This window comes from Natrinema sp. DC36 (genome assembly GCF_020405225.1).
Classification (GTDB): Archaea; Halobacteriota; Halobacteria; order Halobacteriales; family Natrialbaceae; genus Natrinema.
Genome location: NZ_CP084474.1, coordinates 187,689 through 211,395, shown reverse-complemented (window position 1 = coordinate 211,395; position 23,707 = coordinate 187,689). Strand labels below are relative to the sequence as shown.

The following is a 23,707-nucleotide window of genomic DNA, read 5'->3' as shown; positions in this document are numbered from 1 at the left end:
GGCAGTCCGTGTTGTTCGCCGATGCTGGCCGGGTTCATGCTCAAGGTGAGATTCTCGATTTCGTCGACGGCGAGATTCGCTTTTCACCACTTGAACGAGTCGACGAGGATCCACCAGACGACCCACCACCGCACGGGATCACATACGTGGAGTAGACTGTCAGTAGACGGTGGAACGAGGCCTACAACAGTCGAAACTTCGAACTTCCACAGGCACACCCACCCCGCGATCCAATCGGCACGACAGCCCCATCCTCGGAGTGGAATACCGCGACCGCCTTTCCGCAGTTCTCGCAGATGTCGGCCGCTTTCTGTGTTGCCGTTGCCATAGCCATTGAGAGGACGCAGATCATATAAGCGAGGTCGAACTTCGGAGAGAGTATCACGCCTGTTTCAACGGCCGTAACAACTGCACCCAGTAGCAGACACGAATCCCTCGAAACCGCCTTCTACGTGCCGTCGCTGTCGGAACACTCACCTACTACGCCCACGGCCGCCTTGCCACCACAGAGAACCTCGTCGCCGCGGCCGTTATAGACTCATGACGTGCTTCTCACGGCCGCGGCCGAGCGTACAAGCGCGGGGGAAATTCGCGCTTGTACTCGCCACAGCCGGGGATGTTGCGGTCCCAAGGGCCTGGATTCTCAGTGGTTCAGTGCAGGCACTCGCTATGAGAGACGTGTGCCGTGTCGGTTCGCTGTGTGATCTGTCCCTAGATGTTCTCGAGTGGGACGCGAGTACCAGTAGGGCAGATCGTGTGAATGTGAGATAGTGCCACAGATAGCTATTGGGCCGTCCGTTGCAGGGGATCAATGCTGTGTGATACTCAGCGGCCCAAAGCACGTCTGGCTAACAGGAACGAACCCATTAGAAACGTAAACACGATCAAGAGCATCACGAGCTTGCCTCCTAAAATCCCTGTCACAATGGCACTGAGCACGAGAAAAACTAGTAGAACGAAGCCGCGGAGGATCCTTCGCTTGACCTCCTTAGGTGCACCTCGAGTCATTCGTCGTTGAACACCGCCGTATTGTCTTCGCCCAGCTCGCTCGCTTCGATGTGCGAGTACATTTCACTCGTCGTTTTCGGATCGGCGTGCCGGAGCGTCCGCTGTGCTCGCTGTGCGCCGTGTTCCTTATACAGCGTCTCGCCGACACCACGACGCGCCCCGTGGAGGGTCAGATACTCGTTCTCCTCGAGATCCAACCCCGGCACCTCCGCCTCTTTCGAGAGTCGCTTCAACAGCGTGCGAGTGCCGGAGGTACTCATCGACGGCGGTTCGATGCCGGTCTCGAGGACGTATTCCCAGGGGTCGCCGTCGGGTTTCTCGTGTCCCGCGTCGGCGATTCGCTTGTACAATGACGGCGGGTGCCGGGAGGGAAAGACCGGCCACGATTCGGCGGGCGGATCGACGAGCGTTCGCAGCCGTCGCAGCGGTTCGAGTGTCTGACCGGTGAGTCCGACTTCCTCTCGGTCCTGGCTCTTTCCGAAGGCTTCGATCATACCGTTCTCGAGGTAGACGTCCGACCACCGAAGCCCGTTGCGCCGGTCGACGCGCCGATCGGCCAGTACCTCCGCACCACGAACGCCCGTGTAGGCGAGTACGTAGACCAGTGCCCGGTCGCGGACTTCCTCGAAAGCGCCGGTACCCTCTTTGTCGATCGCCGCTCGAGCGCGTTCATCGACGAAGTCGGTGATCGTTCGGCGTTGTTCGGGTTCCCAGAACTGTTGTTCGCTACTGCTCGTTGTACCGGTCGGAAGTGGGTCTTTCGCTCGCTCTTTCTCCGCCGGGTTCTCTGGTAGTTTCTCGACTTTCACGGCCCACGAGAGAAACGCCGAGACGTAGTTATAATACGTGCGAGCAGAGGACTCCGCGATGCCGGTGTCGCCCCGCGACCGTCGCTCGAGGTAGTTCGCGTAGTGGCGCATCGTCAACGGCGTCACATCGGCCAGCGTCTCCTCGTCGCGCTTGTCAATCCAGTCGTCGAGCCATTTCTCGAGGTTGTATTTGAGGTTGCTACTGTAGTTTCCCTTCTGTTCTCGTAGGAACTCGTCTTTCGCGGCTTTGAGGGGGATTTGGGCGGGTGAACCCCCGGAGTTTCGGTTTGAGGTCATGGATTGTGCGTGATCGTGAACGCCGATTCACCGACCGGCCCAGGAGCTTCGCTGCCTTCCTCTTCGGCCCGAGCCGTCTCTTCGATATTGTGGTCGTAATACTGAACGGTGTACTCTCCAGCGACTAACTTCGGTTGCAGCGGGTATCCTCTCTCACTAGTTGCGGGGAGATCTCTGGCAACGTCCACGAACGGGTCGTGGTCGTCGTGGTGGATCTCCAGATACACCGTATCTGTCTCGAAGGAATCCCGAACCGTCAACTTGAGTTTGATCTCGCCAGTAGTCGGGAATCCGTGCCCGACCAGATCGATGCTGTTCAGATATTCTTTCCCGTCCGTGACCTGGACGTAGAAATTTGTCGGGTCGTACTCGTCAGTGCGGTGCTTGTGGTACAGGAATCCAAGAAACCCGCCAGTCGCCGGAACCCCTACCGCTGCGGATAGCAGCAGTTGTCGTCGGGAGGGTTTGGTGGCGTCTTCCCCGTCTGAACCCCCAGAATTGTTCTTTGCCATCGACTCGGCTTAGTAGAGAGCGCGGACTCTCAAAATAGTACTGTACATTATTGGTCTAATGTGCTGTGTACTGTTGGTGTTGCTTCGATTGTGGTTACAGACTGTGAGTGTACTGATATCTGGAGAATTGGGGTGTTTTGAGACTGTCATAAATCGTATGGCAATATACAAAACACCATCCGTGGAGTTGCGAATGCCGGACAAAACGTTCACAAGAAAACGGGAATCACCGCCGAAAGCAGCATTCTACAGGTAAAAACCACTCATTCAACCCGCTAAATATCTGATAGTACTGCAAACCGACACAATCAGGTCGAAAATCGGCACTGCTGGCTACAGATGGGTCTCAGGAGACGCTCCCTCGGGATGAAAATTAAATGAGTGTGACCAGCTCCTTATCGAGCCAGTTGAGAAATCGTGACAACGAGATCCGCGGTTTCTTCCGCGTCTCAATTACACCGATACGATCCTGGGTGAGGAAGTCCACCAAGAGCCACATATTATAGATCACACACCCAAACGCAAAGTGGAACCACCGCACTTCGATCTCTTTCGATGTCGTCCACGCTGCCGCTTGCTTAATCGATGAGTACGAATTCTCAATCGCCCCACGGTCACTGTACTGCTCAATTTCCTTGCGCGCCAATCGGCGGTCCAACGCGATTTCATCGCTGACATCGAGATTCGTCAGGAACGGTTGTGGTGATCCTCTCGGGTTTGCATCATCGTCTTCATCCGGCGGGAGAATCACAACAGTCGTGTAGACCTTTGTGTTTGAGACCTCCCCCTTCACTGGTCCATGAATCGGGAAGTCCTCCTTGACGTACAGCGGCGTATCACCCGGTTCATCGTATCCACGTTTCACCTGATCGTATTGCTCACACATGGGACCGATCCGATGCTGGTCTTTCACCGATGGAATCACATATTTCAAATTCTTGGCTTCAAGTGTGTGAATTACATCTGCTGAGTGGAACTCCCGGTCGGCATACACCGTTCGAATGTCGACGTACCCTTCAGCAATCGAAAGCAGTCGTCGAGCAACATCACCAATATAGTATGAATTGTCTTTCCCGGGGTATGCATGCGTGTCAGCGTACTCAGTACTGCCGAGCGGACAGACACCAACGACGTAGTGTGTGTTTTTCCCGACAATCACGACGGTAGCGAATTTGTGACACCAGTCATACTCTTTGTCAGCAGGAGCGCCCTGTACCCACACCATCTCATCACGATCGCCGTAGTACCCGACATACGTGATATCCAGCGCAATCTTCGCTCGCACGCCGAACCGCGATCCATTATCATTTTCAAACTCTTGGAGTCGGGGTTTCGCTCGCGTGTACGTCTTTTGTAACGCAAAATTCATCACTGTTGAAATCTCATCGACCGTCATCTGCTTCATGGCCTCTACCAGCGTTTCACCTGACGGGCCATCCTCATAGAACGGATCATCTATCTCTGGCTCAGGGTTTTTGAGATCACCTAGTTCCTTTCCGGCACCATTAGCTGCCGAACGGCGGATCGCCGCGATGGCCTCCAACACAAGTAGCTCTTCTTTGTCGTATATCGCATCCTCCGGTCGAGGAAGCTGCATCGATGGAATTGCCACCGTCTTCATCTCGTCAAGGACTTGCTTTCCTTTCTTCCGGAGAAGACGGTCGATGGACCGTTCTGAGAGCGTAGCCTCCTCGTCATCGCCGGTCTGCTCCTCATTGGATGCGAGGTCAAACCCGATCGGGGCACCGCGTTCAGCCGCAATAGTACGAATCTGGTCTGCCTCTTTCTTCACAACCCGTTCCAAATTCTCAAACCGGTCTTCGAGTCGAACCGGCTTGAACGAACTTTCAGAGGGAAGATCATTCGGATCGAATCCAAAAACGCGAGCGAGTTCAGATTGCTCCTTGAGTCGATTTGGAATCCCCGTAGGTGACTGCTTCTCAACCGTCGCCCAGAGGTAGGATAGAAACATGGGGCGGAACGGCGTCGATGTATGCCACTCTGGATAGCCATCCCGATACCGATAAGAATCAACTTCCAGCTGATCTGCTAGGTCAACCCACGTTGTATCCTCTCCAATTACTTCGCTCGCTTTCTGGGATAACTTTGTGTCTCGGTTGTTTTTGGCCATCTGACTACCCAGACCGAAGCTGATGGAGATTGCTACATTGAGTGACTGAGATTGGGATCATCACTTGATAGTGAATAGGTTCATTATGAACTCTACTTCTGGATATCACTTCTGGATTACCCATCTCATTGAACCCATATAATGAGATCATGCGAACTGGGATTCGAGATATATCGCAGTGTAGCGTGAATTTGAGTTCATTGTGAATTTAGATATGGAATGAACTGAAGTTCAAAGAAGATAGCTCAGTAGGCGTTGATACCAGATAATGCCCAGAGATATCGAGCAGGATCTCCCTCAGTTTGACGAAATAGACTACGCTGAAATATCCCAATTCTTCACCCGAACAGGAGCTGTTGAACTCATATCGTTGCTCGACAACGCCGGATACCGATTTGATGAGATAGATGAAGAACTGGATGTGAGCCGAGCAGTTCTAAACGATCGACGAGCGGAAGCTTACGGGTTAGGGCTAATTCGACCAGCTCAGACTCTGCAGGATGGAAAGGTTCGTCGGGTCCATACGCTGACTACGTTAGGTAGTCAGATTAAGCGGGAAATGCGTGCTATAGGCCTTGTGCAGACTCACGAACGGCTGCGAGGTATTCGGAAAGAATACGGAAAACAAAAAGAAGAGTTCAGGGATTGGGTGGATGATCCAGGTGAATTACAACACGATGTAGAAGAATCTCTCAAAGGAAGTGCTCCTCCGGAGCTATTTGAAGACGATGATGAGAAAGAGTGAAAGACTGATACCATGTTGGCGACTGTAGATCGTTAATTACGACAGTTCCTAGTGAAACAACCCTATTTACACAATATGATCGTGAAACTACTGTTCACTACAGATGATAGACGTATTTCTCAGTGCAGAGCGTATGTATTACGCACTCGTTCTCTCACCGGTCAGAAGCGTCCAGACCAGCAGCCCGCCCATTGTGAGTGTCGCAGTCCACCACGCACCTGCGGAGAGAGTGTTTCCGTTGGTGGCGAGGTCCGCAGAAAACATGAGGAGGGCCAGCATGACGGCATAGAAGAAGGCCGACCCGAAACAGTCATTCATAAAATTATGTGTTGAATCGGCGCTGGGTTCGTCGTCATCCCCATCGAGCGGGTCATTCATAAAACAAGTATGTGTTAACTAAATAAGTGGTTGTCGGCGATACACACGCACATCTACGTAACGATTCGATCGCCTCATATTCAGAATCAGGAGGCTCTGTTGAAATCCTATTGTCTCGATAACTGCCCTCTTGGAACAGCCGTTCGATAGGTGACGGACTGACCGCTGTTCTTCTATTAGCTGTCAGTGATGAGGACAAAGCCGGCTGAATACACAGCATGTGTCTTGCACACTGCTTCGATCGGAGCAAGTTTGTAGAATCGGTCAGTACAAAAGCTATATCGCATTAGTCAACGAAAGAGAACTATGGTGAGAGACGGGCAAACGAGGCGGACAGTCCTGGGATGTCTCGCAAGCGGAACGCTCGCTAGCATAGGTGGCTGTCTGCAGGTGTTCTCGGAGAACGGAACCAGCCCTAAATCCGAAGGCGAAAGCTGGAAGACTGTCTCGCCAAAGCCGTTCACCGCGGTTTCCAAATCTCGCTCTCCGGTAGCCACACTCGGCGGCTCCGATCGACCGGAGTCTTTCGGGCAGGTAGTCGCTACGACGGGCGATACTGTCTTCGTCGGTGTGCCCCAAGCTGCTCCCGATGGCGTCAAAAAAGCCGGAACTGTGGCCGTCTTTAATGAATTGGAGAGTGGATGGGAGCAGACAGCGACGCTGACTGGTCAGAAACATAAATACGACTATTTCGGAGGACAGATCGCAGCCAGCGGGTCGACGCTGCTGGTCGGCAACGAGTACAACTACTCGGGGACGTCGCGAATCCCCGTATCGGTGTTCGAGCGATCGAACGGTGACGGCTGGCAACTGACGACGGAGCTAACCGAGCGCGTCTACATCGAATCGATGACGGTGGACGGTGATACGGCCGTCCTGCAGACATCAGACAGCGACGGGCTCGTAGATGTCTTCGAGCGCGAAAGCGGGGAATGGGGACAGCGACAGACGCTGTCCGTTGATAATCGAGAAGACGGACGGGTCGTCAGATCAGTCGCGACTGATGGCCAGACGATACTGGTTGGAGCGCCACCGAAGTCAGGGCCGAAGCGTCGACGCGCCAGATCTGGCGTCGTTCACGTCTTCAGCCGATCGAGCGGTACCTGGAGGCATCGGACGACCCTCTCCGGAGCGACAGGGAGGGATCATTTCGGCTGGTCGGTCTCGGTGGCCGATGGGAGGGCATTGATCGGCGATTACATCAATGATACAACGTACGTATTCGACCTCTCAGATGGACGATGGTCTCGCGAGCAGATGTATACTGCGACCAATGGTGATTCGCATCAGTACTTCGGTAACACAGTCGCGGTGGATGGCGGTACGTTGCTGGTCGGCGCACCGTACGCCCAGTTTGGCGACTCGGTCGGTGCGGTTTACAAACTGGATCAGCCGTCTAGTACAAACGACCCGCGAGGAACATATTTCACAGCGCCCGATACGTCCGAACAGTTCGGCGACGCGATAGCGGCCACGAACGGAACGACAATCGTCGCAGGCAGGTATTCTGAGCGAGGACTCGTCTACATCTACGAGTAGTGACCCCCGGTCGCTTCCAGAACGTGAATCTTCTATATTCAGCAAGCGACATTTGACATATTCCAGAGGAGTCGACAGTCTCTCCGGTAACTGCTTGACCTGTACTTAGCGATCGATGTTTCGGGAAGTGATTGCTAAGTAGGTTTGCGCTACCTATCACCGATCCGTCGCACGATCTGGCGAGTACCGCCTTCCACGACCACTGCAGTACCTAACTATGCCAACATCTTATAAGCCCCATGAGAAAAATTCGATAATGAACGAATATCCCGCCATCTCCGCGGACGGCCTGACGAAACGGTATGGGGATACTGTCGCTGTCAGTGACCTCGATCTGGCCATTCCGAGCGGGTCGATTTACGGGTTTCTCGGTCCGAATGGTGCGGGGAAGACGACGACGATGCAGATGCTGACGACGCTCACTCAACCGACCAGCGGGAGCGCGTCCATCAATGGGACACCGATTACCGACCGGACGGCAATGACACGCCAAATTGGCTACCTTCCCGAAGCACGACAGCTCTACTATCATCTCACGGCGTTCGAACAACTTGACCTCGCGGCTGGCCTACGCGACCTCCCGGAATCACAGGTAACTGCCCGCATTGAAGCGCTCCTTGATCGTCTGGATCTCCGCGAGGATGCAGACACCCGTATTTCGGACTATTCGAAGGGTATGCGGCAGAAAACCGCATTTATCCAGGCAATCCTTCATGAGCCCGCGGTCGTGTTCCTTGACGAACCGACCGCGGGCCTTGATCCACGGGCCGCACGCACACTCCGTGAGATGATCGCCGAACTCGCAGACGGAGGCACGACAGTGTTTCTCTCCACCCACATCTTACCGATTGTCGAGGACGTTGCTGACACGGTCGGCGTGCTGTACGAGGGCGAGCTCGTAGCGGAAGGCACACCAACAGACCTCACGAACCGCGCAGAGGCCGGAGACCATCAGACACTCGAAGAGGTGTTCCTTGACCTGACGAGCGACGAATCCGACCACGTGGAGGCGGATGAGCATGACTGAGAAGAATTGGGCGCGCCACAGCGTACAACTGGGGATTGTCGGCGTCCGACGGACGATCCGTAAGCTTCGGCGGAACCCGTACCGGATCCGTCTCCTCGCCTTCTCTGCTATCTGCCTCGGAATCTGCCTCGGCGGAATGGGTGTGCTCTATGCGCTCCTCTTACGATCACTTACGGGTCCATTCTCGATTCCCGGGTCAGTTCGAGTGGGAGTAACTGCCCTGTGGGTGTTCGGTGTCTGGTTTCTCGTCCAGCGCTCCCTCCTCTACTGGCGAACGCCGAAGGCGAAATCATTCGTCCTCACAACCGTCTCCACAAGGACGGCCGCCGTTGGAATGCTCCTCGCCGAGTTCCTCGCCGCATGTTTATTTCTCGTGGCACCAACGGTGTTGCTGGTCGGCGTCGTCGGGTACGCGTTCCTCTCACCACTGACCCTGCTGATGATTCCCGTGGCTGTTGGGCTGTTCGCAGCGACTGCGATTGTCGTCGGATATGGTCTCGGCTTTGCCTACCTGTTCGTGACTACTCGTTCCCGCGGCTTCACCAACCAACAGGGACAGGTACTCGTACAACTCGTGTTCCTCGCTGTGGTGGTGTATCTCGTTGCGCAGTTCCTTGGTGCAGTACCAGCCGTCTGGGAGGTGACGACGCTCACGTGGCTCCCGCCCAGCTGGCTCGTTGATCTAGCCGTACTCGGAACGCCCGTTACAGCGTCACTCGGTCGGGCACTCGCTGGCGTACTTGGGTGTGTCGTCGTTCTCGGTGGTGGAAGTCTCGTTATCGAGCGCCTCGCGGGGGTCTACTGGGTGACCGATCCCGGCAGTGCGGCCTCCGAAAGCGAGGGTACTGCTACCGGCTCTCGGTCTCACAACGGCGGGACGTTGGCCGCGGGCATTTCGCCGCTCGTCATCCCCGGGTTCGTTGGGCGACCGACCCAACGCATTGCACAAGTCGTTCTGCTCCGGCTCCGACGAGCACCACGCCGACTACTATTTCTCGTCACACTTGTCGTCTCACTCGGGATTTACCTCGGTGTGCTCTACGCGCAACTCGATGAACCGTTATCACTTGTACCGGTCGTGTGTGCGTTGTTCTTCCCGTGGCTTGCGGGGGCCGCGTTCGGGTTGAATCCGCTCGGCGACGAAGGAGCGGTCTTACCGGTCACGCTCACCTCATCCGCTTCCGGCCGGCAGTATGTGCGTGGGTTCATGCTCCCGGGCCTCCTGTACGGTCTACCGGTCACCGTGTTGTGTACGCTCGTTGGGAGCGTTGTGAGCCCGTATCCACTGGGTGTGCAGGCTGGGTTCGTAGTCATTGGTGTTGTTCTGCACGTGGTTGCGGTCGTCCTCGCGCCAGCTGCCGGGATGCGCTTTCCTCGATTCAGTTCGATTTCGGTCAGTCAGAGTGGCGGGATCGTGCCGCCGAGCATGACCGCGATTCTTGTGTACTCGCTGGCCGTCGGGCTTCTCGGCGGGGGCATCCTTTTTGTCCTGCTCGCACCGGTAAGCATCTACAATGTAGTCACGAGCGGAATGGTACCGGTCAGATGGATGCGTTTGACCGGCGTTGTGGGTGGGTTGGGTGGTGCTGTGGTAGTGGCACGATGGGGATATATCGCCGCAACTCGCCGGTTCGAAGAGTACACGATTTCCTGAGGTGGCTCTGTTGAAACTCTCAATAGGTGACGAATTTTGACTCGGCTGCGGTCAAGACAGGTGAAGCACGTATCGTTCAGTACAGGGCAAACACGTACCGCTCCGGCCAAATTGATAATTGATTAATAGTTACATGAGAAGGAACCATTGCATGAAACGACGCACCTTCGTTTCGGCCATAAGTGTATCCGCTCTTCCTCTTTCAGGATGTTTGCAGAACGAAAATCAGCCAGTTGGAACGATTGTCGTCTCCAATGACCACTCATTTCCTCATATAGTGACACTCGAGATCACGATGTATACCTCCGGTCAAGAACTTGAACATGAAACCGTTAGTCGTATTTCGATTGACCCAGAATCAGAAAGAGTCTACGAAGGTGCATTTAACCCCCAGACCGGCTATCTTGTAACTGTTGAACTCCCTGGTTCAGAAACGGCAGAGGTTCCCTACGGGCGCGAAGGAATCTCCATCGAAGAGAACAACTTTTTCATTCGAATCGGGGAAGATGGTCACCTCAATGCCGGTGTTTCGTCTCGGTAAGTATGCAGACGAACTTACCATTCAGTGCAGACAAGACACTTAACAGTTTACGTGAAACGATAACACATCAGTATATAGTAGCACGATTTCTTTATTCAGATATAGCCTTGAAACTGAATCGGACCGTTCGGTAACTACGTGTGCGTATACAACATTGGGACCATCAGCAGTATAACTCTCACTAGCAGAAAATATTTATACTCAAGTTGTAGATAAATCTCTAGATGGTCCCAGCTTCCTCCCGCCGGACTATGTTCTTGGTTTGTTGTGTTCTAGTCGGTCTTCTGGTGGCTTTTGTGTGGCCAGCGAGTCCACTGTCTCTGACTACTGATGAACCAGAGCCAGCAAGTCTTCATGTCGAAGAGTTCAACATAATCAACAGTGGTTGTGCAGACAACGTCTCTGACTATTCGATGGGACGAACAGGAGGCGGTGGCTACGAGAGCGTTACGTTCATAGAGACGGGGACGAGATCACCAAATCTCTCCGTGAGAACTGAACGAACCTCGTCACAAGGTGCCGATCTGGAGTCGTTTCGCGTCTATATCGACTCCCATGGAGAGCCACAGGAAAACGCGTCCTGCACGCTGGGCGCGCAGTATCGGGTCGAACTGGACTATGATCCAAGTAAACCAGACGCCAAGGGGACACGTGTACTCTATGTTGAAAATGGAGAGTATGCTGGGTGTTCCTCATCGACTTCAGGGTCGATTGAGAGTGAGTGCCATCGCTTCACGTATGATCACCAGCACTCTAACCGAACGTGGGCTAATGAAACCGCTGAGTGAAACGAGTTTGCTACTCACATCAACTAGAGGGCCTGCTCAGTAGTTTACCTGTACTTATCGTGAGTTTCGTACTGAACTCTAAATAAAGAAACCGTACTACCAACTACTGATATGAAACGACGATGTCTCCTTGGCCTTCTCGGTGTCTCCGCGTTTTCGATGTCGGGCTGTCTCGGCTCTGGAATGCCAGCCGACGCAGTTGTCAGAGCCGTTCCCGATTCTCAACCGAATACTGACGAACCTGTTCAGTATAGTACTCTCCTCGAGAGTGAGCAAAAGATCGCTCAAACAGCCGTCGAAGATGCGTTCTATCATACGTGTCCTGAACTCCCGGACGCTGTCCACTCATTCGCCAATCGATTCGAAGATCGGGAAACTGCCTATCTAACATATCAGGACACAACCTATGCACTGTGGATTCGGATTACCGATATGGTTTTTACAACAACCGCATCACCTCCGGAAAATGAACCCTCCTGTGGCCTTCTCTGACTACACCCCTCGGGCAAGTACCGGTCAATCCGCATACGCAGTTGCCGTTCAGTACAGATACCACAGTGATTGAGCGTTGACTATCACTTTCCCATGAGATAGCTCCTTCGATCGGCTTTGCCAGTCGTTCCATTCCACTACCTGAACAGTCTTTGGTCAGAGGAAGCCAGTTGTAGATATTCTATGACGGACTAAGTTGACTTTGAAGATAGGAGATACCCACCGATACCGAACGAGATAACTGCAAGGAGGGTAGCTGCAAGGCGTAGCAGTTGCGGAGTCGCGCCAAGCGGTGGTGGCCCCTTTGAAATCGCCATCAAATCGTAGCGCTGTACTTGTTCGCGGTGCTGCTCATACTCTTCATCATTTTCGCTTGGGCCTCGATTGAACGGCTCATCCGCTGGCGGGAGATTGGCATTATCCGGTCGTTCAATCGCAATAACCCCGGGTCGGTGTTCCGGATTTTCACCCTGAAGTTGTGCATGTTCTGCGCTAGTCATGTAGTCAAATTCAGGGGCTCCCTGTTCTGTCGAGACGCGATACTCGCCGCCATTTTCGAGGGCTTGGACGTATAATTCTTGCCCTCTCTCGGAGAGGTTATCGTAGTTGACGATCTCGATACCTTGTTCTTCAAGCTGTTCTTGTCCATCAAAGGTTGAATCCCTCGTGTCATGAGTGAGCATCGCCTGCACCGGGAAGAGAGCCGGCACAGTAAACAGGACGATTGCAAGGACAACAAGCGCCGTACCGAGTTTATTGCGTGTCTCCATATGAATCACTCTAAGTCGGCTCGTTTGAACGCCCAGAACCCGACGAGAAGCGGGACAACAAGCCAGAACGCTAAAATGACAAGCGAGAACTCATCAGTCAGGTATACCGGCAGGTTAAGGTCGACGTTGGTTGCCCGCATAGGTGTGTCTCCGCCCAGATTCGTAGCGCTGTCACGGAACAATTGCTGTTCTAACCGATCGGGCACCACGAGATTGATCGCTTTCTGATATGCGAGGAACGGACTCGTGTACTGGACAGCGTTATAGAGATCTGGATTGCTCTCCATTCCCAGTATCGACGTGTGAATTCCTCGAACCAAGGTTTTGACCTGGATCACAGGGAACACGTAGAGAATGACCAAGACAAAATATGCAGCAAGTGCATTGGCGATAGCGCGGCTTCGAGAGGCTGCGGCTGCTGATACTGCGACAGCAATACTGACAAACACTGACCCATAGAGAATCGTCAGTAGGAGGGTTCCGGCGATAACGCCGATAGGGAACACACCGTGTTTCGTCAGTGAAACGCTACTAGCAGCGATATACATGAAGACAACTCCTGATGCAACGATGGCTAGTCGGCTTAAAAGCTTTCCAGTGAAGACGTCCCGTCGGGTGTTTGGTAGGGAAAGTAAGAACTTGATCCCGCCACCCTCACGTTCCCCAGCGATGGCCATGTACGTCGCAGTCAACGCAATGATAGGCAGCAGGACTGCCAGTATCTGTGTCAACGTTCGGAACATGCCTTGGACAGCCTCTACCTCGGTTTGCCTGTAGGCTTGGTTGACGTAGGCCAGTAACACGCCAATCAGTCCAAGTAGGACGGCAGCAGCCCAGAGTGACTGGGATCGCCGTGCTCCCTTAAAGTCCTTTTTTGCGACAGTGAGCCAGGTCATACTGGCACCTCATTGGACTCAGTGTCCGCCTCTTCCTGAGCCATTCCGTCACGACCCCCGCTAGTATACTGGTTGAATAGGTCTTCAAGCGACGTCTCATCGATAGAGATGTCCACGACATCGGCCTGGTCGTCAACCTGTCTGACTACATCGGCCTTGACCGCTGGATCAGCACAGTACGCGGTCAGCGTTGTTCCCTCAATGAGTACCTCACTGACGTCGGTAAGATCGTCGACAGCATCTGTCGTCGGCTGCGTTGCACACTCCAGTTCGATGCTCTCACGGCCGCCTGCCTTCTTTCGGAGTTCTCCTATCGTGTCCATCGCTACAAGTTTCCCTTCACTCATGACGCCAACTCGATCGCAGACCGCTTGGACCTCCGAGAGAAGATGGCTCGAAAAGAACACGGTTGTTCCGTTATCAGCCCGCTCACGAATCAATGAGCGCATGCGTTGGATTCCATTGGGGTCCAGTCCTGCGGAGGGTTCATCGAGGATGAGGAGATCGGGATCGTTGACCAGGGCCATTCCGAAGGCAAGACGCTGTTGCATTCCCGTGGAATAACTGGAAGCTTTTCGGGCTGCGTCGTCACGGATACCGACAGTATCGAGTATCTCGTCAGGATCATCATCAGCTGCTTTCGTCTCGATCGTCCACTCGATGTATTCACGGCCAGTCAGGTAATTGTCAAACTCGTACCCTTCCGGAAGGACACCGATGCGTTCGCGGATCGCGGCAGTTTCTTTTTGGGCGTCCATTCCGAGGATCTGTGCAGATCCTTCTGTTGGCCGGATAAAGTCGAGTAACATGTTGATCGTTGTTGATTTTCCAGCTCCGTTAGGACCGAGAAAACCGAATATCTCTCCTTTCTCAATAGAAAGGGTGAGATCATCAACAGCGACCGTGCTATCGCCGAATTGTTTCGTTAATCCGTTCGTCTGGATGGAGGGCATATTTCGCTCTCTACTGAACCATTATAGTGACTAAATCCTTTCTATTTCAAGTGAATTTCATGTGTGCCTGTTTTTGAACGCTAAGATGGCGAAGAGAATCTCCCAGTAAGTTCGCACACATACTGAACGCGGTTTTCACTCCTAACCCTGAATGATGAAATCATATTACTAATCACTCATGTGTATAAAACCAGATAAAATCAAATGGCTCACGATACAGTCTTATAGAGTCTGCCTCGGTTTTGACCATCGTGTTCAGATAAGCTGATTCCATGCGAAGCTGAACACGATGAGGGCAGGAGTCTCAAGCTTTATTAGTTAGACAACATGATATGAGTATATGGACGAACTACTCGACGTCTTAGACCTCCTCGGAGACTCTGGACTCGAAGACGTACTTACCTGGGTGTTCCGCATTATCGGTGTACTCGCTATTCTCGCCGGCCTCGGTGTCTGGCTGTTCACCGACCTCACCTTCTCCATTCCCGCTATTCTCATCGTCGGTGGGCTCCTTTTCGTCGCCATCCCCAGCCTCCTCCTCGAACTTACTGAACTCGCTGGATAATCACAATTATATGATGGCACTGTCTAATTCAGTACCTCCTCGACTGATGTTTTCCGTCGAGAACTTGATGCGGTCTTTGGTGGTTGTAGATGAACTACTTACCGGTCATTGGTCAATTTTAACTGCATGAGTAACCACAACCCAAGTGGAAATGGACTGGATTGATCTATCCGCATCAGTACTAGTTTTAGTCCTAGTAGCAGTCTTTCTGCTTGGAACTATCGTGGCCGGTACGACCGCTGGCTTCTGGTGAGTATCTACCGAACACTACACGCAAAGCTGGTTTCTTACTTTGATCATAGAAAGCTAGCCGGTAAGTAGGCACATCTACAGAGTAGTTCGCAGTTTCTCTTTGGATAGCTGGGCAGAGCTATAGGTTGCGTTCAATGTAGTGATTGATCGCTCGCACACGGTTTTCGTCGTATGTCCAGACACCATCCCACGTTCCGGGTTCTTGTTGGATAGCGACGAGCGCAGCGTAGCGGAGTGACTTGTCGTCAGGGATATGCATAACAAACCATACATTGCGAAAATCGGTGTTCCGCCCACTATGTATCGTGAAATTTACCTCCGATGGTGGGTTCCAGTCGGGTATTCCGTAGATATGTACGTTCGTGGAAGAATTAGCTAACCGCTCATAGACGGTTTTGGTGCCCTGTTCGTCGTTGATGCGTGAGAGGTATTGGAATGATGCCCGGTGTTTCCCACCATCCTGTTCCAGCGCGAGTCGCTCGATGTACCGAGAGATCGTGATGAGCAAAAGTTTCTCCAGATCCGACTCGGGATACCCTCACAGCCGGAAATGAACGTCCGTAAGACCGTCAATGACGGCTGGTGGATCAACTTCATCTACCGTTCGTGAACCGGTGATATAGATATCAGAGTTCACCAGAAGGATTGCGTCGGCCACCGCATGTAATGGTGAGCAAGCGATCACCTCGTCGCCATCTATGAGATAGACCATATCCTGCATCTCGTCATCCCGTGTGATCTCTTCGACAGCGACCGACTGCCGGTCAAACATTTTCTCTAGTAGTTGTTGGAGCGGTTTCGGCGAGTCACGGTTAACCACGGCAAGTGACAACTCCGTCTCGTCAGTCTCGGCAATAAAACGCATGAAACCAGTCATATCTATCCATCACTTCCTGTGGTTAGAATTCACAGTGTCTTATTCGATTTGGCCAGATCTATCTCCAAATCTTCTTCTGACCCCATATATTTTGTCAAAATTATAATCAAATAGCCAATACAGGCCAGCGACTCACCGACCAGTACGAACGATGGATAGCTTGAAATCGTCGAATTTCCGTATCACGTCAAGGAATTCGCGGGGTCAACCGGTTTTTCGATGACTGCATCCTCGTCTGCATCGTGGTCGATGTCACGTGATTCGACGAGTTTTTCGTCCACCCCAGACAGAACAACGACGGGAACATCGTCGAATTCTGGATGGTGTTTGATCTCGTGAAGAACGTGAGATCCGATGTACTCTTGAATTTTGGTCGCTGGATCTCCTCGAAGGATCTGTCACGTCGTTCCTACCCCTGCCGATGCTGCCTGTACTGCAACTGTGTCAGTTGCTTCGCGCCCGAATTCTCGTACCGTATCGAGATATGCCGGTACCCGAGAGATCGTGTCATCGACGACGTACACGGCGTGAACTCGTGTCGAATATGCAGTGGATAGCTCGATCCCATGTGTAATCGCTGCCGATGTACCAGGCCGTCCGTTCGTTGGAATCAGAATCCCGTGAAACGCTGATCGAACGTTCGTGACGTTCTTGCTGACGGTGAGAACAGGCAGAGTTGCTTCCCGAACAACGCTCGTCGTAACGCTGCCGAGAACGAATTTGCGGAGACCAGTCCGGCCTTATGTTCCGAGCACAGTAGATCGATCTCGTGTTGGTCAGTATATGCAAGAATCCATTCGTTGGCGAGCTGGACGCTTAGGCTCCCTTGATGAAATGGGTTGCGCCGATGGTTTCAGCGAGAATCCACACGACGAACAGTCCGTATGCAAAGAGCAACATGTAGGCCTCCACATCAGTGATCAAGAGATCAGTACGCAGGATTGTGAACAAGAGGACGGTTGCAAGGGTTAGCACGCCAAGCATTGGGACAGCTACTGCAAAGTCAATGGTGACGCTACCGACAATGAGCACGCCAATTGGAATGGCGACCAAGAGATCGAATGTGTTCGATCCGAGGACATTACCGAGGCTTGTAATGCCCTTGTCAGCCTTTGCTGCCCGTACACTTACTATCATATCAGGAAGGCTTGTTGCCGCCGCAATGATGGTGACACCGGCAAGGAATTCAGGAATTCCAAACGTGTGGCTAAGCGATTCGACACTGCCAACGAGCTGTTCGACAGCGATAAGGATAACAATCAAGCTGGCGGAGAGTTGTCCCCACTTGCGGCTGATGGAAATCTCGTTGGTGGCATCCGCAGCCTCGTGGTCGCTGACATCTTGCCACTGGATGAAAATGTAGAGTCCATACAGGAGGAGTGGAAGGAGCGCCAAAGGACGGGTGAGGCGGCCAGCGAGGGCGGGGCCATCGGGAACAGGAACATAGATGACTGCCAGTGCGAACGTGACAATCAGTGCGGAGACCGCAATCATGTAGAATTGTGCCTCTTTGTAGACGATGGTACGGTTCGTCTCTAAGTGGCCATCAGAGGAGATACCAGAGAGCGCAGGGATGACGAGAATGTTGAAGATAGCAGAGCCGACGATTGCGCCAACACCCATATTGAATGTGCCGGCAAGTGCCGTGAACACGACGCTCGATAACTCAGGAAAACTTGACCCAACGGCGACGACAACTGATCCTTGGACGACTGCTGGCAGCCCGTAGTATGCAGAGAGGTGTTCGGCTGATTCTTCAAGCCACCCACTCCCGAGCCAGATAAAGCCTGTTGCGACGACGATAACAAGAACATTGACGACTGGGATATCTGGGAGGATTTCACCGACGATCATTGTGTGGAGCAACGGACGGGGGTAGTTTAATTGTGATTATCCTTCGAGTCCGTTAAATTCCAGCAGTAAGTAAGGAATAAATATAAGTGTAACACAGAAACGATATATATATATCAGGGACTGGATTTTGAACTGGTATACCCAGTTATATATGCAGATTGACCATCTTCAATCAGTTCTGTATGTTTAACAGCTTCCCATCCGAACGTTCGAAATATGGGTTCCCATCACTGGCTGTATTTCGGTGGATTCGTGATAACTGGTATTTTGTTGATTGGTGTCGGCTTGGTGGGGATACTGGACGCTCTATCGGTGCTATCCGAAGGAGTGTCTTATAGCGAAGAATTCGTTTTATTGGCGATGCTTGGGGAAGCAGCTGAATGGATCGTGGTCGGGCTTATCCTTGGACTGTTTGCAGTGACGTTTCTCGCTGCGGCTATTATCTCTATCCTTCGGAGAGCGTCACTCCCTCGTGACGATCGGCTAGTCTCTCTTGTTGAGTGGCTCGAGCGAAAGTACCCCCTCCTGCGTCAATTCGATGTCACAGAAAAACTCGAGCCGACGACTGAAGACCGGAGACAACAGCTCAAAGAACAGTACGTTGCGGGCGAGATTAGCGAAGAAGCGTTTGAACGTGAGATGGCTCAGTTGATGGATACCACCTTCAATTCAAAATCACAGTCTAAAAACGAGACCACCATCGAGATAGAGGACGAGTCGTAATACAATAGCGTACACTGTGTAGTGACTATATTTTCTGTACTGATCGATGTACGCTTCACCTGTACTTACCGCTGATTCCTGATCTTTTGTCCGACCCTGGCGAACTTCTCGGACACAGTGCTTTCGGTAACTACGTCTACTTGTTGACCGATAGGTATATGATATCACTCAAACAAGAATTTTCTATGTACTCGTCTCGATTCGTCACTCTCTGTTTCATTTATAGTGGTGTGCTGATAGTGGCAATGCAAGTCGTGGTATATAGCCCTGACCTGCTGGTGGCTACCATCGGAAACGCCGGTGCCGGTCTCTGTATCTTGTTCACAGGAGTTCATAGGCTGTATTCGGGAGAGGCAGAGAGGAGCCCTGAAGAGTACGGCCTATTTGTCTATGGAATGGCATCTCTCTCAGTTCTGATTACGCTCTTATTTCTGGGTAGCCTATTTCTGCTCTGATAACAAATACAATGTATGGTCAATTGATGACCTGTACTGACCGCAGACGGTTCCATACCTATCATGCTCTAAGGGTTTCAACAGAGCCAAGCGTTCTATTCCGGGTGAACCGACGGGACTAACCGTAATATCAAGCAGATGTTCGGCAACGAGTAAGGAATACCTGCGTCCTTCTTCGTTATTTTCGGTTCCCGAGACCCATCTATTTCGTTCTGATCGCCTCCGATGTCAGGGGTGGTCAGGGTGACCGCCCGGAAGTTCCTGCGGTTCCAGTGCCACGAATTTGACGGCCACTTCCATCTCGTTCGGGATGGGCTGAAGCCGTACTATGCGCTCACGGACGTCCGAAAGAGCCACGACTGGACCAACGAAGGTAAGCCGTCCGGCACTTTCGAGGCCGGCGGCGAAACCTGGAGGGTCTGCCTCGACTATGACGAGCAGCCGATCCTCCCGTGGGACGATCCATCCTACAAGCTCGAAACGGCGTATCTGTACCAGCTCTATTTCGTCTGTGAAGACGAGACGTATGACGGCGAACGAGCTGATCAGAGCCAACGGGTAAAGGGCGGGACGATAACTTTTCGTCCTCGGTGGCCCGATATGAAACGCCGAGAGAAAGCCGACACCGACGACGATGGCCAATGGACCGGTCCCGTCAAGGAGGTCAACGGCTACATGGACCTCGGCGTACCGTACGTCGATGCACAGGTGCAGGGATCGAACATCGAGTTCGATCGCTACCCCGACTTACTCGCAGAGGCGGTGGCGACGTTTGGGATCCCACGACGGTACTTCGACCAGTTCTACCAGACGAGCAACATCGTCGATGCGGCGGTGTACGTTCGGCTCAAGCGATCGAAGTCGGGTCCAATCTATGCGGCAGATGGTCCGATCGCTCGAATGCATTCGCTCCTCGAGTCCGATCGATCCGGATACCGAAAGCACGTCGAAGACAATCGTGACCGTCCCGGTGACTACGTAACGAGTGTCGTCGACGATAAGCGAGCCGGGAAGATCATTCGTGGACACGGGATCGGGAAAGAGGTCAAGCACTACTATATGAAAGATCCCGATAACTACGACCCTAACGAGTTCGGGTGGCATCCTAAGCTCGGGGTCGGATACCAAACGAGTGCTACCGACCGAACCGTCTACTGGGAGCGGGATGATGGCGAACTCGACCGCGACGATCTCTGTCGTGAACTCGAGGAGCAACTCGTAAATCTCCTTGATTGGGCTGGGTTCGATGAGACTGGTGGTGGCGGGGATAATGGGTCGTACCAGAAAGACGCGTACTTCGACCCCGATGATCGCGAGCGTCGGTCACTGAAGTTGGTCGACTGTCCGCTGCCAGAGATCGAGAGCCAGCAGGAAGCCGCGGTGATGCGACTCTGGGGAGACATGAATCCGTCCGACGAGGCGCTCGTCGATACCCTACTCACCGATGGTGGAAAGGTCTCGCCTCAGGACGCAGTCGACGAGACCGGCTACTGCTACGATACGATCCTCCGAGCTGTCGACCGCCTCGAGGGATTCGTCGAACACACCTATGGGGAGTTGGCGATCGAGAGCGACTACGCGGCTCAGGCGATGCTCAAGCGCGTGCGCTCTGCCGAGGAGCAGTTCCGGCGGTCGATCGGGTCGACAGTCATGCAAGTCGCGGACGATGCTCAGAACGTCGAGACGGACGCATTCGATGCGTTCGTACGGAACTACGACGTTAGGGTCGACGAAACCCGCAACGACTGTCGTGCCCTGCTAAAGCCGTACTATGAGGCCGCAGATAAAGCCGATGCGAAGAATCTCGCTCGAGAGGCCCACGTGGCCCTTCTCGAGAGACACGGAACCTCGTGCGGGTTCCAAATGCGTGTAGAACTCGCCGACGGAACGATCAAACGCTTCCGTGACCTCGAGCAGGGGTGGGCTGGTTCCGACTGGGACCACGAAGCGGCTCGCCGAAAACACGAACGCCAACTCGAGCAGCAAGCGGATGTCGACACCCACGATATCGATCCCGAGGAGATCGACCTCGAGGAGGCGTGGGAACAATTCGCCGATCTCGACGAGCGGGTCGAACAGGCACTAAAGCGTGCGGCTCTCTGGGACGAAGTCAGTGATCAGCTCGAGAAGAGCGCGCTCGGCCTCTCAGGCGGACAGCAACAACGCCTGTGTATCGCTCGGGCAATCGCCGTCGATCCCGACGTCCTCCTGATGGACGAGCCAGCATCGGCACTGGACCCGATTGCGACCTCGAAAATCGAAGATCTCATCGAGGAACTCGCCGAGGAGTACACCGTCATTATCGTCACCCACAACATGCAGCAGGCGGCGCGTATCTCGAACCGAACGGCGGTCTTCCTCACTGGGGGGAACTCGTCGAATACGACGATACCGAGACAATCTTCGAGAATCCCGAACACGACCGCGTCGAGGACTACATCACCGGCAAGTTCGGGTGATAGTATGCCACGTCGTGAGTACCAAGAGTCCCTCGAGGAACTCCGGACGGACGTCCAAGAGATGGGGGAACTAGTATTGTCCAGATTCGAACGGAGTATGTACGCCCTCGAACACACGGACACCGACGTTGCCAGAGCCGTTATCGACGGTGATGACGAGATCAATCAGCGCTATCTCGATCTCGAATCGGAGTGTATCGACCTCTTTGCTCTCCAGCAACCGGTCGCGAGTGACCTGCGGTTTGTCGCGGCCTCGTTCAAGATTCTCACCGATCTCGTGCGCATCAGGGATCTGGCGACGAACCTGGGGCACTATACGCTGGCAGCGGACCACCAGTACGACACGGACATCGATCTGTCCGATATCGGTGCGGATGCCCACACGCTGGTCGCCGACGCGGTCGAAGCGTACGTCGCGGAGGATGCGGCTGCGTGTTATCGAATCGCCGAACATGACGACGAGATTGATGCGCTCTGTCACAGTGCGAGCGAACGCGTCGTTCGCGACCTCATCGAACAGCAGGCATCCGACGGGGAGGGGAGTCCCTGGGATGTCGAACTGGTGATGGACGACGTGTCACGATTACTGCTCACGATTCGAGACCTCGAACGTGCCGCCGACCATGGAGTAAATATCGCCGCGAGAACCCTCTATCTGGTCGAAAGTAACCCGGAACTCATCTACTGAAAATGGAGACGCGCAAAGTACAGAAAGTTAGCAGTAGCACATACACAGTGTCAATTCCCGGCGAGTGGGCAGCTGAAAACGATATCGAGGCGGGCAATACCGTCTACCTCTATACGCACCTCGATGGGTCTCTGGTCGTACGGCGTCGTGAAAAAGAGCAAAGTGAACTAGCGGACATCGAAGCTAAGCTTGATAATCACGATACTTCGGCAATGAGACGAACGTTTCATGCGGCGTACACTGCCGGATTTGATCGCATAACGCTCCAGGCCTCGGATCAACTCACCAAGGATCAGCAGCGAGCCATCACTGCGGGTGCGAGAGAGCTAACTGGCGTTGAAATAGTTGAACAAACAGAGACATCCATAACCGCACAGGTACTATTAAGCTCTCGAGATATTTCTGTTCGACAATCTCTTCTCCGTCTTCGTTCTATTGCTCTTTCGATGCACGAGGCAGCGATGGCTGCCTTCGCGGGAGAAACAGATGAAGTCGAGCATATATTCCAGCGAGATGACGAAGCGGGTCGCGTGTTTCAGTTGATAATGCGTCATTTCAATCGGTCACTGCAGGATTTTGAGGACCTCGACCAGCTTGATATCACCCGTCCGCAACTATTTAGATATTTTTTCATTGCTCAACAACTGGAGCGAGTCGCTGATCACGCTGCCAAGATTGCTGATCTTGTAATCCAGATGGAGACGCCGATTGAAGACGAACTTTTAGCAGAGGTTGTTGCACTAGGAGAGGATGCTCGTCAGGTTGTTCACTCCGCATCAGACGCAGTAATTAATACTTCCTCGACTGAATCGGCCCATTCTGCCCTCAATCTACGTGATCGCGTCATTGAACGAGCGACCGATATTGATCACGCTCTCCTAGACCAAACTCCAGACGAAGCCTATATAATAACGCAGATTCTCGATAGTTTGAAGCGGACTGCAAAGTGTGGCGGCAACATTGCAGAGGTAGCTCTTCAGAATTCAATAGCACCCACTGTAGAACAGACCCATTCTACGAGACAGATCTGAGATCACTGTCTTCGGTACGATCGACCTCGAAATAGGCCAAACCGTAATAGTACACGGTTTTTCATAGTGTCGTGCTGAGTGTCACAGTCTCATGCAAGTAGGTCCTACTTGCTCTCGAATCCGACCACGTTGTGCTGGTCGAAGGCCAGAAGCACCCACCAACACCCACCCCGTGTTCATGGTAAGAGCGCGACCGGCGACAAGACGCAGCGAATGACAGTCCCGCACAACACCGCTCGCTTCGATCGGCCACCGGGAGGGGT

The 23,707-nt window shown here is 53.3% G+C and carries 20 protein-coding genes and 2 pseudogenes; 11 read left to right on the top strand and 11 right to left on the bottom strand.

Translation table 11 applies throughout. From position 1 onward, the window contains the following. Positions 1-1,004: 1,004 nt before the first annotated feature. The 3 genes from LDH74_RS23640 to LDH74_RS23630 form a co-directional block, all read right to left on the bottom strand. The gene (locus LDH74_RS23640; RefSeq protein ID WP_226042909.1) at positions 1,005-2,114 is read right to left on the bottom strand and encodes a tyrosine-type recombinase/integrase; all 1,110 of its coding nucleotides are present in this window, start codon (positions 2,112-2,114) and stop codon (positions 1,005-1,007) included. Further along, complete coding sequence (locus LDH74_RS23635) at positions 2,111-2,626, bottom strand: hypothetical protein (RefSeq protein ID WP_226042908.1); 516 nt, start codon at positions 2,624-2,626, stop codon at positions 2,111-2,113. Before LDH74_RS23635 ends, LDH74_RS23640 begins: the two co-directional genes overlap by 4 nt. Before the next feature lie 373 nt (positions 2,627-2,999). Further along, positions 3,000-4,757: a transposase gene (locus tag LDH74_RS23630; RefSeq protein WP_226042907.1), complete on the bottom strand. Its 1,758-nt coding sequence runs from the start codon at positions 4,755-4,757 to the stop codon at positions 3,000-3,002. 268 nt (positions 4,758-5,025) lie between these two features. Here LDH74_RS23630 and LDH74_RS23625 point away from each other — a divergent pair, with 268 nt between their 5' ends. Then, positions 5,026-5,502 carry a hypothetical protein gene (locus tag LDH74_RS23625; protein ID WP_226042906.1) on the top strand — a complete coding sequence of 159 codons (477 nt, stop codon included), beginning with the start codon at positions 5,026-5,028 and terminating at the stop codon, positions 5,500-5,502. A 138-nt stretch (positions 5,503-5,640) separates the two neighbouring features. Here the strand turns inward: LDH74_RS23625 and LDH74_RS23620 are convergent, their stop codons facing one another. Then, on the bottom strand, positions 5,641-5,880 hold the full coding sequence (locus tag LDH74_RS23620) for a hypothetical protein (protein ID WP_226042905.1): 240 nt from the start codon (positions 5,878-5,880) through the stop codon (positions 5,641-5,643). Positions 5,881-6,186: 306 nt separating this feature from the next. On the opposite strand from LDH74_RS23620, the gene LDH74_RS23615 reads away from it, so the two are divergent. The 4 genes from LDH74_RS23615 to LDH74_RS23600 all read left to right on the top strand — a co-directional run bounded on the left by LDH74_RS23615 (position 6,187) and on the right by LDH74_RS23600 (position 10,641). Further along, positions 6,187-7,419, top strand: coding sequence for an FG-GAP repeat protein (locus LDH74_RS23615; RefSeq protein ID WP_226042904.1), 1,233 nt, complete (start codon positions 6,187-6,189; stop codon positions 7,417-7,419). 256 nt (positions 7,420-7,675) lie between these two features. Beyond that, positions 7,676-8,446, top strand: coding sequence for an ABC transporter ATP-binding protein (locus tag LDH74_RS23610; RefSeq protein ID WP_226042903.1), 771 nt, complete (start codon positions 7,676-7,678; stop codon positions 8,444-8,446). After that, entirely contained in the window at positions 8,439-10,100 is a 1,662-nt protein-coding gene (locus LDH74_RS23605; RefSeq protein ID WP_226042902.1) for a hypothetical protein, read from the top strand. Before LDH74_RS23610 ends, LDH74_RS23605 begins: the two co-directional genes overlap by 8 nt. A 151-nt stretch (positions 10,101-10,251) precedes the next feature. Next, entirely contained in the window at positions 10,252-10,641 is a 390-nt protein-coding gene (locus LDH74_RS23600; RefSeq protein WP_226042901.1) for a hypothetical protein, read from the top strand. Positions 10,642-12,112: 1,471 nt separating this feature from the next. On the opposite strand, the gene LDH74_RS23595 is transcribed toward LDH74_RS23600, so the two are convergent. Genes LDH74_RS23595 through LDH74_RS23585 form a run of 3 tightly spaced genes read right to left on the bottom strand, consistent with a single transcriptional unit; the run spans position 12,113 to position 14,540 of the window. Beyond that, on the bottom strand, positions 12,113-12,691 hold the full coding sequence (locus tag LDH74_RS23595) for a hypothetical protein (protein WP_226042900.1): 579 nt from the start codon (positions 12,689-12,691) through the stop codon (positions 12,113-12,115). A gap of 5 nt (positions 12,692-12,696) precedes the next feature. Beyond that, positions 12,697-13,587: an ABC transporter permease subunit gene (locus LDH74_RS23590; protein ID WP_226042899.1), complete on the bottom strand. Its 891-nt coding sequence runs from the start codon at positions 13,585-13,587 to the stop codon at positions 12,697-12,699. Continuing rightward, positions 13,584-14,540 carry an ABC transporter ATP-binding protein gene (locus tag LDH74_RS23585; protein ID WP_226042898.1) on the bottom strand — a complete coding sequence of 319 codons (957 nt, stop codon included), beginning with the start codon at positions 14,538-14,540 and terminating at the stop codon, positions 13,584-13,586. Before LDH74_RS23585 ends, LDH74_RS23590 begins: the two co-directional genes overlap by 4 nt. 340 nt (positions 14,541-14,880) lie before the next feature. Here LDH74_RS23585 and LDH74_RS23580 point away from each other — a divergent pair, with 340 nt between their 5' ends. Further along, a complete protein-coding gene (locus LDH74_RS23580) occupies positions 14,881-15,105 on the top strand; it encodes a hypothetical protein (protein WP_226042897.1) in 225 nt (74 codons plus the stop codon). A gap of 370 nt (positions 15,106-15,475) precedes the next feature. On the opposite strand, the gene LDH74_RS26720 is transcribed toward LDH74_RS23580, so the two are convergent. The 4 genes and pseudogenes from LDH74_RS26720 to LDH74_RS23570 form a co-directional block, all read right to left on the bottom strand. Next, positions 15,476-15,865, bottom strand: a complete 390-nt coding sequence (locus LDH74_RS26720) for a DICT sensory domain-containing protein (protein WP_345778574.1) — start codon at positions 15,863-15,865, stop codon at positions 15,476-15,478. A gap of 30 nt (positions 15,866-15,895) precedes the next feature. Next, a complete protein-coding gene (locus LDH74_RS23575) occupies positions 15,896-16,234 on the bottom strand; it encodes a hypothetical protein (RefSeq protein ID WP_226042896.1) in 339 nt (112 codons plus the stop codon). 398 nt (positions 16,235-16,632) lie between these two features. Next, a pseudogene (locus LDH74_RS26715) lies at positions 16,633-16,935 on the bottom strand (universal stress protein); the annotation flags it as partial. Positions 16,936-17,050: 115 nt separating this feature from the next. Continuing rightward, complete coding sequence (locus tag LDH74_RS23570; protein WP_226042895.1) at positions 17,051-18,088, bottom strand: sodium:calcium antiporter; 1,038 nt, start codon at positions 18,086-18,088, stop codon at positions 17,051-17,053. Positions 18,089-18,304: 216 nt separating this feature from the next. Here LDH74_RS23570 and LDH74_RS23565 point away from each other — a divergent pair, with 216 nt between their 5' ends. The 5 genes and pseudogenes from LDH74_RS23565 to LDH74_RS23545 all read left to right on the top strand — a co-directional run bounded on the left by LDH74_RS23565 (position 18,305) and on the right by LDH74_RS23545 (position 23,444). Further along, positions 18,305-18,811 carry an SHOCT domain-containing protein gene (locus tag LDH74_RS23565; RefSeq protein WP_226042894.1) on the top strand — a complete coding sequence of 169 codons (507 nt, stop codon included), beginning with the start codon at positions 18,305-18,307 and terminating at the stop codon, positions 18,809-18,811. Positions 18,812-19,056: 245 nt separating this feature from the next. Further along, positions 19,057-19,266 carry a hypothetical protein gene (locus tag LDH74_RS23560; RefSeq protein WP_226043160.1) on the top strand — a complete coding sequence of 70 codons (210 nt, stop codon included), beginning with the start codon at positions 19,057-19,059 and terminating at the stop codon, positions 19,264-19,266. A 225-nt stretch (positions 19,267-19,491) separates the two neighbouring features. Beyond that, a pseudogene (locus LDH74_RS26710) lies at positions 19,492-21,725 on the top strand (ATP-binding cassette domain-containing protein). A 4-nt stretch (positions 21,726-21,729) separates the two neighbouring features. Beyond that, the gene (phoU, locus tag LDH74_RS23550; RefSeq protein WP_226042893.1) at positions 21,730-22,413 is read left to right on the top strand and encodes a phosphate signaling complex protein PhoU; all 684 of its coding nucleotides are present in this window, start codon (positions 21,730-21,732) and stop codon (positions 22,411-22,413) included. A 47-nt stretch (positions 22,414-22,460) separates the two neighbouring features. Beyond that, a complete protein-coding gene (locus LDH74_RS23545; protein WP_226042892.1) occupies positions 22,461-23,444 on the top strand; it encodes a phosphate uptake regulator PhoU in 984 nt (327 codons plus the stop codon). Positions 23,445-23,707: the final 263 nt, after the last annotated feature.